Raw genomic sequence first — 14919 nt, forward strand, 5'->3', positions numbered from 1 at the left:
AGCGCGAGGCCCAGGCCGAGAAGGACCGTGCCGTGGCCCAGGCTCAGGAAGCGCGTCAGCGGGCGCAGCAGAATCGGTGACGGGTCGCGGCCGATACGAACGTCGAGCAGTTGCGGGCGTCCCATGATGAGCGAGCCCAGCTCGCGAGCGTGGTGCGCTCTCCGGGGTGACAGCGACCTCCGCCGATCTGATCCTCCTCAGGAAGGCAGGTTGACGGGGTGCCGGTGGCAACCCTCCAGGGTGGCATTCGCCAACTCGGTGACGACATCGCCGACATCTCCACGCATCCGGAAGGCCCCGAGTTGGCGACGCGCGCCATTGCCGCGGGCGAGAACGGTCCGGAGGGTGCTGGTGACGAAGTCACGGTCCCCCAACTCCTCGAGCGCCGGCCCGACGTGGTCGACGAGTTCGGCCAGTAGCGCGCGAACCGGCATGACACTGCCGTTCATAGGGTAGACACCGTTGCCGTCGATGCCCGTACGAGCAGCCTTCCAGTACGCCGCGCGCAGCAATTCATGCTGGACCGGGGGCGCGATGATCCCTTGCTCCAATGAATTTCGCGCGGTCATTACCGTGGCTCGCACCAGGGTGGCGAGCAGCGCGGTCTCCTCGACCGTGGCGGGGATATCACTGACCCGGATCTCGACGGTCGGATAGTTCAAGGACGGACGGACATCCCAATACACCATTGTCTCGTCGAGAATGCTGCCGCTCGAAATCATCATGGCGACCAGGGCGTCGTAATCCTCCGTCGACGTGAAATAGGGTGGAGGTCCGGCGCTGGGCCAGCGTTGCCACAGAATGTTTCGCCAGCTGGCGAACCCGCTGTCGACGCTGCGGTAGACCGCGGAATTCGCGGTCAGTGCCAGGAACAGCGGCAACCAGGGGCGCACGAAATTGCTGACCTGGAGGGCTGTTTCTCGATCCGGAACCGCGACGTGGACATGGCAGCCGCAGAGCCCCTGCTCGTGGGCGAGCAGGCCGAAATGTTGCTCGATGCGCCGGTAGCGGGGTGTGTCGGTGAACGGGAACTGGTGCGGGACGGTCGGCGGAATGGCCACCGCGAGCAGGCGAGCGCCGTTCTGCTCCGCGCAGGATGTCACACCGAGACGTAGCGCGCGCAATTCCTGAATCAACCCGGCAGTGGTGGAGTGCACGCGGGTATTGGTCTCCACCTGGCATCGGGTGAGCTCCAGCTTCAGGTCGATCCCGCTCTCGGCGGCGGTGCGTGCCACTTCTGCGTTGTTCGCGGCGGGCGCACCCGTCACAGGGTCCGCAAGCAGGAATTCTTCCTCAACGCCGACGGTCGACAGTGCCGCGTCCATTGCCATGAGGTTACTCGCGGGTCCCGTGTTGCTCGTCCGGAACACCATGGAACGGCCTTGTTAGGCCTGTACTCGACGGGGTATCCGGTCGTCGAGAGAGGAAATATCGCGACTGCCCGCATCTGGAACCTGCGTCAGCAGTGGGGTGGTCGAACAAGGAGATGCGAAGTGAGAACATACGCAAACGACCGCTGGCTGGGACGACGCACGAGTGCGGGCAGCCTCATCGTGGTGCTGGTGCTTGCGTGGCTGGTCATCGGTGCCGTGGCCGCCGGTCAACGGCACTATTACGACAGTGCGCCGTCCAACTGCGCAAGCGCCGGGACAATCGCGGTGACCATCATCGCGGGCCCGCTGAACTATCTCGGCGTGAACCCGAAAATCGCCAATTGCCATGTCAATGTGCCGCAGCCCAGTCAATGAGCACTCCCATCAGGCCGGCGTGGCGGCGAATTGACGCTCGGCTGACCGGCTCCGCGGGGAATCGAGGAGATAGCCGATGACTACCGCGCGCGAAATAATGACGCCGGACTGCCGCTGTGCCCGGTCGACCGACACGGTGGTCGACGCCGCACGCATGATGGCGGAACTGTGCGTCGGCGCCCTGCCGATCGTCGGCGAGGACTCTCGGTTGCACGGCATCCTGACCGATCGGGATATCACTGTGAACGTGGTGGCCCAGCGCGAGAATCCGCTCGACGTGAAGGTGGGGGAGTTGGTCGATGGCCCGCTGGTGGTGGCCGAGGCCGACGACGACGTGTCCACCGTCATGCAGCTGATGGCTCAGCACCAGGTGCGGCGGCTTCCGGTGGTCGAAAATGACCACCTGGTCGGCATCATTGCCCAGGCCGATATCGCGCGAACACTCAGCCACCGGGATTCCGGTGAAGTTGTGGAAGCGATTTCCCAAGAATGACCGGGCGGGCGGATAATCGCGGTGTGGCAGAGGGTGGCGGTATCTCACCCGAGGGCACCCGGGCGTTCCAATCGGTGATGGGTGTGGAAGGCCCGTGTCTCGTCGGTGGCTTCCGCTTCTGGTTCGATGATCAGCGGTGGGAGTGGTCCGCCGAGGTGGCGAAGATGCACGGCTATCCACCTGGAAGCGTGCAGCCGACCACGGAACTTCTTCTCGCACACAAGCATTCGGAGGATCGGGAACAGGTGGCCGGCACCATTGCCCGTTCGGTCGAGAACGCGGAGCCGTTCTGCAGTCGCCACCGCATCATCGACACCGCCGGGGAAGTGCACGACGTCCTGGTTGTCGGTGATCAAATGCTCGACGGAGCAGGCCAGGTGGTCGGAACCGCCGGGTACTACATGGACATGACCGAGACGCTCGCCGAGCACAGCCAGGAGACTCTCGACCACCGGCTGCCGGAGTTGTACGCCGCGCGCGCGGTGGTCGAGCAGGCCAAGGGCGCGCTCATGCTCGTCTACGGCATCAGCGCGGACCAGGCGTTTCGCATTCTGATCTGGCGGTCTCAGGAAACCAACATCAAATTGCGTGTGCTCGCGACCCAGCTGGTCGCGGATTTGCCTTCGGTCGCCGATTCGAGTGCCCGGCTCCGGACGAGGTTCGACCATCTGCTGCTGACGGTCCACGAACGTATTCGATCCACGCCATTCGTCGAAGGCTATTGATTCCACGGTGTTTTCCGCCTCGCAGAACGGGTACGCGAGTAGTGAACAGCCGTGATCGGAAGCGGCACCAGTGAATGGTGGACGCACATGTACTCACCTCGGAACAAGGGTGGAAACGGCGGTCGGGTACCGGACGCCGTGGCCGTCAGGATGATCGCGGACCCTGATGCCGAACGATTCGTACCGTACTTCGAGTCGGCGCGGCAATCCGATCCGGGAACGGTCGGATTGCACGTTCCCGCCGAGGTGTCATACCTGTGGCTGCTGCGCACGGTGACCGAAAACATCATGCTGACAGCGGATTTCACCCTCGATGTGATGACCGATGTCGGCGTCGCCCTCGACGAAGTCGCGAGCGAGCTGATGGTGTCCGCTGTGCACGGTGCGGTGATCGAGTGCGAATTCCGCTATGACGCCAGGAGAATCCGAATTCGGGTGACCACGGTGTGCGAGACCGACAGCCCACTGGAGGAGGATGGATTCACCCGGAAGGCACTCGGCATGCTGACCGATTCGATACAGACTACGACGTTGGAATTCAATGTGGCGCTCGCCGGATACCCCGTAGTCGTGCGATTCAGTCGATCACGGAATGAAACCGATGACTGGTGACAGCCAGTTCGGTGAGTAGCAATGCGGCGCGGGGTGGCCGGGTGCCATGAACTTTGGGCCGACGCGAATAATGCCGGGGCTGAAGCAGTTCCGGGAATACCGGCGGGAGTGGGTTCGGCCGGACGTGCTGGCGGGAATCACCGTTGCCGCGTATCTGGTGCCTCAGATCATGGCATATGCCACGGTCGCGGGACTGCCGGCTGTTGTCGGGTTGTGGGCGTCGATCGGACCTTTGATGTTGTATGCGCTGTTCGGGACGTCCCGGCAGCTCTCGGTGGGGCCGGAGTCGGCGACTGCGCTGATGACCGCTGCAACGCTCGCGCCGATAGTGGCGGGCGATGCGCGGCGGTATGCCGCGCTCGCCGCGATGCTGGCGCTGGGGGTAGGTGTGATCTGCCTGGTCGGCGCGTTCGCGCGGCTGGGTCTGCTGGCTGACCTGCTGTCGAAGCCGGTACTGGTCGGGTTTCTGGCGGGCACGGCCGGGATCATGATCGCAGGGCAACTCGGCCGGGTCACGAGGGTGGCCGTGGCGGGAGAGACGGTGCCTGATCAAGTGGTCTCATTCGTCCGGCACATGAATGAAATCAACTGGCCGACAGCTATTCTCGCAACAACCACACTGGTCGCTCTGCTGGTGCTCACGCAGTTTCTCCCCCGGGTACCGTGGCCATTGCTGGCGATCCTCGCCGGGACGCTCGCGGTAGTGGTGTTCTCGTTGCGGGATCACGGCATAGCGGTCGTCGGCGAGGTGCCGGCGGGACTTCCGGCGCCTGGTCTGACGCCGTTCAGGGTTTCGTCCCTGGACTGGCCGGAATGCACGACGTCGACGACTATGCCGAGGCCGAAACCGTTCCGGGATTGGTGATCTACCGTTACGACGCGCCCTGTGCTTCGCCAATGCCGAGGACTTCCGGCGCCGCGCACTGGCCGCAGCCGATGGCACCGACGGTTCAGCCGCCATCCGCTGGTTCGTCCTCAACGCGGAGGCGAATGTCGAAGTAGATCTCACCGCGCTGGATGCGCTCGTACGACTACAAGAGGAACTGTGCTCTCGTGGAATCGTTTTCGCGATTGCCCGGGTGAAGCAGGACCTGCGCGACGCGCTGGCTGCCGCCGGGTTGATCGACCGGATCGGACCGAACCGCCTCTACCCGACACTGCCGACGGCGGTGGACGCGTATCGCCGCGAGAAACCGGGACCGTCGTCGGAGTGAACCGAGTGGCGAGATCGTTTGGGAGCGGTATCCCCCTGACCCGCAATCGAATCGGTCAGGGGGTCGCCCGTTGCATCACCAGTAGTGGGAGCGTCCGCCGATCGGGCGGCCGGCCATGCCGAGCAGCCAGGCCGCTGCGCCGACGAGCATCAGGATGACGCCGATGGTCGTCAGGATCGAGAGGCCGAAAACAATTCCCACGATCAGCAGAATGAGGCCCAGGATGATCATGATTATTCCTTTGTGGGGCGATTGATACATCCATGCTGTTCCCGGCGCACGGGCGCTCAAACTCGGGTTACCGAAATTTGCTGAGCGGCGACATATCTGCTGCCACAGCGCTTGATCCCGGTGGTCGCGGGTAATCGAATCCAATGAGAGGCGGCCGGAATGAAACCGCTACCGAGCAGCTGGATCGGAACTGGAACAGCCTGATGCAGGAGTTGCGCGTGGTGCAGACGGGCGTGCAGTTGCTGACCGGATTCCTGCTGACGATTCCGTTCCAGAATCGGTTCGGAACGCTGTCCGGGCCGCTGCGTGTGCTGTATCTGGTGATCGTCGCCGCGTCGATCGGTGCCACCATCTGCCTGGTGGCGCCGGTCGCCGCGCATCGGATGCTGTTCCGGCGGCATCGGATCGAGAATGTCGTGAATGCCGCTCACCGTTACGCCATCGTGGGTCTGGGACTGTTCGGTATCGCACTCACCGGGGTGTCCGTGCTCATTTTCGACACCGTCGGCGGGACCTGGGCGGGGATCGTGGCAGGAATTGTTTTCGGCTCGCTGTTCACGGCGATATGGGTGATCCATCCCTGGCATCAGCACCGTGGCAAAAGCGTCTGACCTGGTAATTTGCGGTCAATTGCGAAGAAGGCGTTCAATGGTGCGTGGACTGGGTACCCCTTCTTCATGCAGTTCAGCCGAATACGGGGTGATTCCGATGACGGGTGACAGCTACGACGATATCGAGCCGCTGCTCAAACAACTGGCTGTCGCCGTCGAAACCGATGCTCCCGAGCGAAGTGCCTTGCGAGAGGAAGCGATAGATCGCTGCCTGCCGCTGGCCGATCACATCGCACGCAAGTTCTCCGGTCGCGGCGAGGCGTTCGAAGACCTGCTCCAGGTCGCACGGCTCGGGCTGATCCAATCCATCGATCGTTTCGATGTGTATCGCGGCTCCCGCTTCCTGTCCTTCGCGGTGCCGACCATCATGGGTGAGGTCCGCCGCTATTTCCGGGACAGCACCTGGGCCGTGCGGGTGCCGCGGCGAATCAAGGAGACCCAGGTCCGGCTGGGCACCGCCATCGAGACCTTGGCGCAGCGCCTGGGCCGGATGCCGAAGGCCCGCGAACTGGCCGCCGAGCTGGACGTCGATCCGGAAGAGCTGACACAGGCGATGCTGGCGTCCAACGCCTACCAGAGCGCCTCATTGGAAGCGGCCTGCCCGGATGACGGGGAGAACACTCCGCTGGCGATGCTGGACGCGCTGGGGGCCGAAGAGACGGGCTATGAACATGTGGACCAGCTGCTCGCGGTTCGCCCGCTCATCGCCGAGCTGCCGGATCGGGAGCGCCGGGTCCTGGTGATGCGATTCTTCGAGTCGCTGACCCAGAATCAGATAGCCGCACGCCTCGGCGTCTCGCAGATGCAGGTCTCGCGCATTCTGGCCAAGACCCTCGGACAGCTCCGCGCCGAATCCCTCGCGAATTGAGCTCGTGACCGATCTCGCCGGGGCGGCTCGCGTCGCCCCGGCGGATGTCAGAAGCCCACCAATCCCGAAGCCAGGTCCGGCAATTGGATCGCCTGCATGGCCGCGTCGTGGACATCCGGGCAGGTGGCGGTGGTGGTCTGGTCGATGACGGAGCGATTGCGCATCACCGCGAAATTCACGCCGTTGTTGCGCAACGCCCAATCCTGAACGGTGGCATTGAATTTCAGCCGTGCCTCGGTGGGGCCGTCGGCACGCCACTTGTCGACCTCGGGCCGGATCATGTCGCAGAGCTGCTTCGCGGCATCCGCGGTGATGGTGGGCCCGCCGGACGACTGCCCGGAGGGCTGCGGCGCACCGGTTCCCGGAACGCCCGGTGCCGTGCTGTTCGCGCAGCCGGCGGCGACGGCGACCGCCGTCGCCGCCGCGCACAGCCACAAACCCGGTCGGGCCGTTCGGGATACGACGTGCTGAGACGTCATGGCGCCGACTCCCGTCATCGTGTCCGGCCGGCGGCGTCGCGAGCCGCGTCCGCTGCCCGCTCGCCGCGTTCCCGGGCGGCCCGGGCGAGCCGCCTGCCGCGCTTGCGCGCTGTGGTGGCCAGCTGTGCGCCCTGCTCCCGCGCTGTTCCGGCGAGCTGTGCCCCGTGCTCCCGGACGGTGTCCGACAGCGGCCCGCCGTGTTCCCGTGCGCTCTCGGCGAGGTGGCCGCCGTGCTCGCGGGCCGCATCGAGGAGCTGGCCGCCGCGATCGGAGGCGGTCCTGCCCCACTGGGCGCCGACGTCACGGGTGGTCTCCGCGAGCTGTTCGCCGCGGTGCTGTGCGGCCTCGGCGAGGCGTTCGCCGCGATCACGCACTGCCGCAACGAGTTCGGGACCATGCTCGCGGGCGGACTCGGCGAGGCGTTCGCCCCGATCACGCACTGCCGCAACGAGTTCGGGACCATGCTCACGGGCGGACTCGGCGAGGCGTTCGCCCTGCTCCCGTAGCGTCGCGGCCAGTTCCGGACCGTGTTCCTTCGCGGCATCGGCGAGCTGGGCGACGCGATCATGGGCCGGGCCGGTTTCCGAGTGGAGCTTGTCGAGAGCGCGACGGCCGCGCCAGCCGAGCGAGGGCTTGCCCTGCCGATCGGTGGAGGCGATGAGCAGGCCGCCCAGCAGGCTCACATCCTTCAGCAGCGCAGTGCGTTTCGCCGCGCGCCGCTCCGGGTCCTCCTCGGTCCAATATCCCGGTTCGGACAGCGCCGCGGGGATCACGGTCGCGGCGAGCACCGCGGTGGACAGCCGCGGCAGCTTCCCGAGCGCCAGCAGCACACCGCCGCCGATGCGGACCGCCGCATTGATCCGGACCACGCGCCCCGGATCGTCGGGCAGGTACTTCGCCAGCTGTGGTGGGAGCTTCTGCTCGCCCTTCTGCACCGCGGCGGTCGCGGTCTTGACCCGGGGATCCGGATTGGCGAGAGTGTCGATTCCGTCGACGACGAAGACGGTCGCGAGCATGGGGTGGGCAATTCGCCGCAGCATGGTGGACTCCTTTCCGGAAGGGTTGCCTTACGTGGGCTTGACGTTCCTTACGTGGGCCTGACGTTGTCGCTGTTCCCGGCATGCCCGCCGTCAAACGCGCCGATCGCGGTCGCGATGCCGGCCGCGCCGCCGGCGATCGCCCAGCCCACCGGGCCGAGCGGTCGGCAGCCGAAGTAGGTGCAGATGCCCGGCGTCATGACGACGGTGACCAGGACGGCGCCGCTGGCGGCGGTGGTGAACCACACCAGCGGGCTGTGCCGGGCGGCCAGCAGGGTCTGGCCCAGCTGCGTGCCGATCAGGGCGACGAGCCCGATGGTGCTCGCCCGGCGGGCGGTCCCGGTGTATCGGCCGACCAGCCAGGCCCCGGTGGCGCCCGCGGTCGTGGTGGCGCCCCGGGACAGGATGGCGTGCAGTAGTTCGGCGCCCAGATCGGCGGGCGGCCGGGCGGCCAGGCGCGCGCCCAGTTCCTCGGCGCGGCTGGAGCTTTCGGCGTTCTCCTCGGCCGCCGGGTCGGGCGACACCGCGACGGCCATGGCCGGGAACATGTCGGTGAGCAGGTTGACGAGCAGGAACTGCCGGGTCCCCAGCGGCGCGCGCCCGGCCACCGCGGTCCCCAGCACGGTGAACGCGACCTCGCCGGCGTTGCCGCCGACCAGCACACCCACCGCGTCGCTGACCCGCCGCCACATGCTGCGCCCCTCGGTCAGCGCCTCGAGCAGCACCAGCGGGTCCGGATCGGTGAGCACCAGATCGGCGGCGTTCCGGGCGGCCGTGGAACCCCGTGCGGCCAAACCGATTCCGATATCGGCGGTGCGGATGGCGGCGGCATCGTTGCCGCCGTCGCCGGCCATCGCCACCACGTGACCGCTCTGCTGCAGCGCGGAGACGATACGGACCTTGTGCCGCGGGCTCACCCGGGCGAAAACCGTGCTGTGTTCGATGAGGTCGGCCTGACCCGATTCATCGAGCTCGTCGAGTTCCGCGCCGGTGGTCACGGTGGTGGCCTCGATACCCAGTTCGCGGGCCACCGCGGCCGCGGTGACCGGATGGTCACCGGTGATGATGCGGGCGCCGATCCGGTTGTGCCGCAGGGCGGTGATCAATGGCTGCGCCTGCGGGCGCGGCGTGTCGGCCAGGCCCAGGAAGCCGATCAGGGTGAGTTTCTCGACCGCGCTCTCGATATCGTCCGGCGCCGACTGCAGCTCGCGGCGTGCCACGACCAGCACGCGCAGACCCCGGTCCGCGAGGTCGTGCACCAGGTGGTCGGCCCGTTCGCGGTCGGAGTCGGAAAATGGGGTGCTGGAGGGCTTTCCGGAGTTCTGCCGCACCCGGGCGCAGCGGTCGAGCACCACTTCGGGCGCACCTTTCACGACCAGGCGCAGCCGCTGCGGGTTGTGGCCGAGAGTGGCGGCGAAGCCCCGATTCGACTCGAAAGGCAATTCCTCCACCGTTTCCCAGCCCTCGCCGGCGGGCAGGTCGGCGGCCGCGTCCAGGACGGCGCGGTCGGTGGAGTGCACGATCGGGCCGTCGGGATCCGGGCAGGCGTGGGCGGCGTCGCGCAGCAGCTGCCGGGCGGCGGGATCGGCATCTCCGGGCTCCCATTCTCGATCGAGTGAGGCGAGGTTGGTGAGCCGCAGCCTGCCCTCGGTCAGGGTGCCGGTCTTGTCGAAGCACATGGTGTCGACCCGGCCCAGCGCCTCGACGGTCCGGCTGGCGCGCACCAGAATTCCGCTGCGCGACAGCCGCCGGGCGGCCGCCGACTGCGCCACCGTCGCGACCAGCGGGAGCCCCTCCGGGACGGCGGCGGTCGCGACCGCCACGCCCTCGGCCAGAGCGGCACGCAGCGGCCGGCCGCGCAGCCAGCCCAGGATGGTCACCGCCGACCCGCCGGCCAAGGTGGTGGGCAACGCCTGATCGGTGAGGCGGCGCAGCTGCGCCTGGACGCCGCTCCGGCGCGGTGGAATCGCCGCCGCGGCAGCACGTTCGGACTCGGTGTCGGCGCCGACGGCCACCACGATCGCCGCCGCGATGCCGTTGACGACGGTGCTGCCCTGGAACAGCATGCAGTATCGGTCGCTCAGGGCGGCTCCGGGCGTCGCGGCCACTCGTTTCTCCACGGTGACCGATTCGCCGGTCAGTGCGGACTCGTCGATCTCGAGGTCGTCGCAGCACAGCAGCCGGGCGTCCGCGGGCACCACATCGCCGGTGCGCACCAGCACGATATCGCCGACGTGCAGGTTCTCGGCCGGGATACGCTGTCCGGCAAGGTCTTCCAAATCGTCCGGGCTCCGCTCCAGCGCGTCCCGCCGTTCGATTCGGCAGGCGTGCAGCTCCTCGCCGTGCAGGAGATCGCGCAATGCGGCTTCGGCGCGCAGGCGCTGCACCGTCGACACCACGGCATTGACGGTCATCACCGAGGACACCAGCAGTGCGTCGGCCGGCGCACCGAGGATCGCGGAAGCCGCGGCGCCGACGCCCAGGATCGGCGTCAGCGGGTCGGCCACCTCCGCGCGCAGCTGCCCGGCGAACCGGCCGAACGGTGCGACGGCCGCGGTCGCCCGGTCGAGGATCGGTGTGAGCGGATGCGGCCGGGAGATTTCGGTGGCCGGCTCCGGTTCGGGCAGCCGGGTCAGCACCTCGTGCGCTTCGAGTGCGTGCCAGGGCAGCAGGGGTGCGCCGGCGGCGTCGAGGTCGGAATCGGTTGCCTGCCAACCGCTCACGCCGCCGGTGAGCAGGCCGGTGGCCTGAGCGGCCGTGACCGGGAACTGCTCGTTGTGGCGCTGCGGCGCGGCCGCGACCAGCAGGGCGCCCAGCGAGGCCGCGGACAGGGCCAGGGCGCGGCCCCGGGCACTGGCATTGCGTGCGGGTGCGATCGACGCCAGGACACCCAATACCTGCGCCAGGTCGGTGCACAGGGCGTCGGCCGCCCACGGGGACTGCCGCCCGCCCGCGGGGTCGTAACGCACCACGCCGATCGCCGCGTCGGCCGCCGCGAGCGCGCGATCCGCTGACGCGGAGACCACCGCGACGCCATGGCCGTGCTCCTGCAATCGGCGCACCAGGTCGTGCAGGGATTGTGTGTGGGGAACGAATTCGTCCGTGGAGGAGCGCAATTCGGCGGTGTCCGGTGTCCCGGCCAGAATCACTCGCAACCCGGCGTCACGAGCTGCCAGCAGGATAGCCTGGGCATGCGGATGCAGTTCATGTCCGACGAGGACGCGCCCGATCTGCCGGGAACCATCGTGGACGTCGAACCAGGTGAGTCCATCCGATCCCGGCTGTTCCTTCTCGACGAGGCGTAGCGGTCCATCGGCGTCCGAATCATCGCTTGCGGCCGGGGAATCCGCGTCGTCGGCGATCCAGAGTCGCTCCTGCGCGCCGCTCCAGATCCGCCGCAGCTCACGCTCGTCCGCCGCCTCGGCGTCGAGCACCAGGCGGTGGGAGCCGAGCAGCACCTCACCGTCGATGACAATGGCACTGAGCCGGTCCAACCGCCGCCACACTCCGGGATCGACGGTCACCACCCCGGCGAGCGAAAGGCGGATGGCGACGGCCGCCGCGAACGATTCCCGGCTGGTGCGTGCGGCTTTCGGCGCGGCGAGACCCAGCGTGGGTGCGACGTCGGCGGCGCCGCGGCCGAACAGGGCGGTGGCGGCGGCGAGCGCCGATCCGGTGGCGACCTCGTCCGCGCACTGCTCGACCGGTCCCGGCGGTAGCTCGACGGGGCGGGGGCCGAGTCGCAGCGGCTCCCGGGGCCCGGTGAGCCGCCGGGAGTGATCCCCGTCCAGCTCCCACTGCCGCCACCGAGCGTGCCGAGCCCCCGCCTCGGCCAGGACCAGCGCTCGCTGCCCGGCGTCCACGAGCAGGCTGCCCACACCCTCACCGGCCGCCTGCCCGAGAGCATTGGCGGTCGTCACCAGCAGGTCGGTGCGCGCGAGTCCGATGCGCTGTTCCAGCACGGCCCGCAGCCGCGGCTGCGTATCGAACATGGCGGCGGCGGCCTGGAAGAACTGAACGGGTGCTCGCCGGGGAGTCAGCGCGCCGGCGACCGCGAGACCGAGGGCCAGGGTGTCGCCGGCCAGCGAAATGGCCGCGGACAGCGCGGGTTCCAGGTCTCCGGGATGCGGGGTGGTGGGATCCCAGGGACGGTCGGCGACCCCGAAGTCACTCTCGATCCCGGCCACCGCCGCCACCAGGTCGGCGATGTCGGCATCGGTGGTGATGATGACCTGCCCGGTGATCGCATTGGTCCGTACGTGCTGGACGCCGGGGACCGCGCGCAAGGTGCCGCGCAGTTCCGCGGCCAGTTTCGGGCCGCGCTCGGAACCGAGGCCGTGCACTTCCACGAACACCCGATCACCTACACGTGCCACCCGGCGGTCGCGGTGCAGGCTGGGATCGAGCAGCGTTCCGAGATCGTGGCGCACTAGTGCGCCGACCTCGGCCGCGGTTCCCAGGCCACGGGCGAGCCCCCGGGCCGTACCGGTGGTAAGGCCGATCAGGCGGGACAGCACGAACGCCTCCCTTCCGCGTCGGTCATGCGCGTTGCGCCAGGCGGGGTATCAGGCCGCCGGCGAGGATGTCCTGTACCTGTCGTGGCGAAAGACGATGCCGGACGGTGAAAGTCGTTTCCTTGCTCATGTTGAGCACCTGCAATGTCGTCCTGTGCGCGATCTCGCCCGGATCGTCGATGCGCAGGAAGTCGTCACGGTCGATGCCGTCGTAGTCGGCGGGATCGGCGAATTCGAGTGCCAGGACACCGAAGTTGGCCAGATTCTGCCAGTGGATGCGGGCGAAGGATTTGGCGATGACCGCTCGCAGCCCGAGATAGCGAGGGGTGATCGCGGCGTGCTCGCGGGAGGAGCCCTGACCGTAGTTCTCGCCGCCGACGATCAGATGGCCGGATTCGGAAACCCGTTGTGCCCGTTCCGGATAGGTCTCGTCGATCTGGGTGAAGGTGAACATCGCCAGCTTGGGGATGTTGGATCGGAACGGCAGTGCCCGTGCTCCGGCGGGAGAGATCTCGTCGGTCGAGACATTGTCGCCGACCTTCAGCAGCACCGGCGCCTCGATCCGTTCGGGCAGCGGGGCCAGGGGCGGCAGACTGGAGATATTGGGCCCTTTCACCGGCCGCACCTGCCGGGCCTGTTCCGGATCCAGTGGGGCGACCAGCATCATGGTGTTGATCGCGGCGCGTGCGGGCAGGTCGAGCTTCGGATAGTCCATGCGCACGGTGCGCGCCCACTCCCGTGGATCGGTGATCACGCCGGTGAGCGCCGACGCCGCGGCGGTTTCCGGCGAGCACAGCCAGACCGAGTCCTCCTTGGTGCCCGAGCGGCCGGGGAAGTTGCGCGGCATGGTGCGCAGTGAGTTGCGACCCACGGCCGGCGCCTGGCCCATGCCGATGCAGCCCAGGCATCCGGCCTGATGGATGCGGGCCCCGGCGGCCACCAGGTCGGTGACGGCACCCATCGCGGTCAGATCGGTGAGGATCTCCCGCGAGGTGGGGTTCACGTCGAAACTGACCTGTGGCACGGTCTGCCGCCCGGCCACCATCGCCGCCACGATCGCGAAATCGCGCAGGCCGGGATTGGCGCTGGAGCCGATCACCGCCTGCGCGATATCGGTGCCCGCGACCTCGCGCACCGGCACCACGTTGCCGGGCGAGGACGGCTTCGCGATGAGTGGCTCGAGAGTGGACAGGTCGATCGAGTCCTCGAGGTCGTAACCGGCGTCGGCATCGGCGGCCAGCTCGACCCACTCGTTCTCGCGTCCCTCCTCGCGGAGGAAGGCCTGCACGGCCGCGTCGCTCGGGAATACCGTTGTGGTGGCCCCGAGTTCGGCGCCCATGTTCGCGATCACATGGCGATCCATCGCCGACAGACTCGACAGGCCCGGGCCGTGGTACTCGATGATGCGGTTGATCCCGCCGCTCACGCCGTGGCGGCGCAGCATCTCGAGAATGACATCCTTGGCCGAACACCACTGCGGCAGTTCGCCTTCCAGCCGGACACCCCACACTTCGGGCATCCTCAGGTGCAGCGGCCGACCCGAAATCGCGAGCGCCACTTCCAATCCGCCCACTCCGATGGCCAGCATGCCCAGCGCGCCGGCCGCCGGAGTGTGCGAATCCGAACCCGCGAGAGTCTTGCCCGGTATACCGAACCGCTGCATGTGCGTCGGGTGCGATACACCATTGCCCGCCTTGGAGAACCACAGGCCGAAGTGCTGGGCGGCCGTGCGGAGATACTCGTGGTCCTCGGCGTTCTTCTCATCGGTCTGCAGCAGATTGTGGTCGACGTACTGAACGCTGACCTCGGTGCGCGCCCGCTCGAGGTTCAAGGCCTCGAGTTCCTGCATCACCAAGGTGCCGGTGGCGTCCTGGGTCAGCGTCTGGTCGATCCTGATCGCGATCTCCGCACCCGGCTTCATCGCACCGGACACCAGGTGCGACTCGATCAGTTTCCGAGCCAGATTCGCCGACATCGTCGCGGACGAGTCTAGGAGGTGGCGGCCTGCGGTCCGACCACGAAGGTGGCATTGCCCTTCGCGTCGAGGCCGGCGTCGAGAATCTTGTCGTCGAAGAATTCGGCGGCCTTGCGGTCCATGAAGACGCGGGCTCCCTCGGCAGTCAGCACCTCGTCGTCCTGCGACGGCTCGGCGGCGACGGCCAGGTGGAAGCTCTGGGCGTCATCGGGGGTGGAGATCCGCAGTCCGGCGTCCTGCGGCGCGCCGTCTCCGGAGGTGATATCGCGGACTGCCTCGACGGCAGTGGGGGTGAGCATCAGCATGGTTTTGCCTTTCCGCTGTCGTGAGCGCCGGCCGGACTGCCGGCAGTCGGTCGAGTAACCGGAAGAATCACCGCGAAACATCTCGCGCCGGGGGAATCGTGTTTGTC

The 14919-nt window shown here is 67.8% G+C and carries 13 protein-coding genes and 1 pseudogene; 7 read left to right on the top strand and 7 right to left on the bottom strand.

Annotated features, from left to right (window positions below; translation table 11 throughout):
• Positions 1-197 precede the first annotated feature (197 nt).
• Entirely contained in the window at positions 198-1325 is a 1128-nt protein-coding gene (locus ABZV44_RS43480) for a glutamate--cysteine ligase (RefSeq protein ID WP_354850601.1), read from the bottom strand.
• Between the two features lie 168 nt (positions 1326-1493).
• On the opposite strand from ABZV44_RS43480, the gene ABZV44_RS43485 reads away from it, so the two are divergent.
• From ABZV44_RS43485 to ABZV44_RS43505, 5 genes and pseudogenes are all read left to right on the top strand, one after another.
• On the top strand, positions 1494-1748 hold the full coding sequence (locus ABZV44_RS43485; RefSeq protein WP_354850604.1) for a hypothetical protein: 255 nt from the start codon (positions 1494-1496) through the stop codon (positions 1746-1748).
• Between the two features lie 97 nt (positions 1749-1845).
• On the top strand, positions 1846-2241 hold the full coding sequence (locus ABZV44_RS43490) for a CBS domain-containing protein (protein WP_354850721.1): 396 nt from the start codon (positions 1846-1848) through the stop codon (positions 2239-2241).
• Positions 2242-2318: 77 nt separating this feature from the next.
• The gene (locus tag ABZV44_RS43495; protein WP_354850724.1) at positions 2319-2966 is read left to right on the top strand and encodes a PAS and ANTAR domain-containing protein; all 648 of its coding nucleotides are present in this window, start codon (positions 2319-2321) and stop codon (positions 2964-2966) included.
• Positions 2967-3053: 87 nt separating this feature from the next.
• Entirely contained in the window at positions 3054-3578 is a 525-nt protein-coding gene (locus tag ABZV44_RS43500) for a hypothetical protein (RefSeq protein ID WP_354850607.1), read from the top strand.
• Between the two features lie 46 nt (positions 3579-3624).
• A pseudogene (locus ABZV44_RS43505) lies at positions 3625-4792 on the top strand (SulP family inorganic anion transporter).
• Positions 4793-4867: 75 nt separating this feature from the next.
• Here the strand turns inward: ABZV44_RS43505 and ABZV44_RS43510 are convergent.
• A complete protein-coding gene (locus ABZV44_RS43510) occupies positions 4868-5023 on the bottom strand; it encodes a hypothetical protein (protein WP_354850610.1) in 156 nt (51 codons plus the stop codon).
• Positions 5024-5166: 143 nt separating this feature from the next.
• Here ABZV44_RS43510 and ABZV44_RS43515 point away from each other — a divergent pair, with 143 nt between their 5' ends.
• Positions 5167-5634 (top strand): DUF6328 family protein, encoded by a 468-nt coding sequence (locus ABZV44_RS43515; RefSeq protein WP_354850612.1) that lies wholly within the window; start codon positions 5167-5169, stop codon positions 5632-5634.
• 97 nt (positions 5635-5731) lie between these two features.
• A complete protein-coding gene (locus ABZV44_RS43520) occupies positions 5732-6502 on the top strand; it encodes an RNA polymerase sigma factor SigF (RefSeq protein WP_354850615.1) in 771 nt (256 codons plus the stop codon).
• Positions 6503-6549: 47 nt separating this feature from the next.
• Here ABZV44_RS43520 and ABZV44_RS43525 read toward each other — a convergent pair whose 3' ends face one another.
• The 5 genes from ABZV44_RS43525 to ABZV44_RS43545 are packed head-to-tail and all read right to left on the bottom strand — an operon-like array spanning position 6550 to position 14812.
• Entirely contained in the window at positions 6550-6981 is a 432-nt protein-coding gene (locus tag ABZV44_RS43525) for a hypothetical protein (protein WP_354850618.1), read from the bottom strand.
• A 14-nt stretch (positions 6982-6995) separates the two neighbouring features.
• Entirely contained in the window at positions 6996-8021 is a 1026-nt protein-coding gene (locus ABZV44_RS43530; protein ID WP_354850621.1) for a DoxX family membrane protein, read from the bottom strand.
• Between the two features lie 47 nt (positions 8022-8068).
• Positions 8069-12535, bottom strand: coding sequence for a cation-translocating P-type ATPase (locus ABZV44_RS43535; RefSeq protein ID WP_354850623.1), 4467 nt, complete (start codon positions 12533-12535; stop codon positions 8069-8071).
• A 22-nt stretch (positions 12536-12557) separates the two neighbouring features.
• On the bottom strand, positions 12558-14507 hold the full coding sequence (locus ABZV44_RS43540) for an aconitate hydratase (protein WP_354850626.1): 1950 nt from the start codon (positions 14505-14507) through the stop codon (positions 12558-12560).
• Positions 14508-14521: 14 nt separating this feature from the next.
• A complete protein-coding gene (locus tag ABZV44_RS43545; RefSeq protein WP_354850629.1) occupies positions 14522-14812 on the bottom strand; it encodes a hypothetical protein in 291 nt (96 codons plus the stop codon).
• Positions 14813-14919: the final 107 nt, after the last annotated feature.

This window comes from Nocardia sp. NPDC004860 (assembly GCF_040609015.1).
Lineage (GTDB): Bacteria > Actinomycetota > Actinomycetes > Mycobacteriales > Mycobacteriaceae > Nocardia.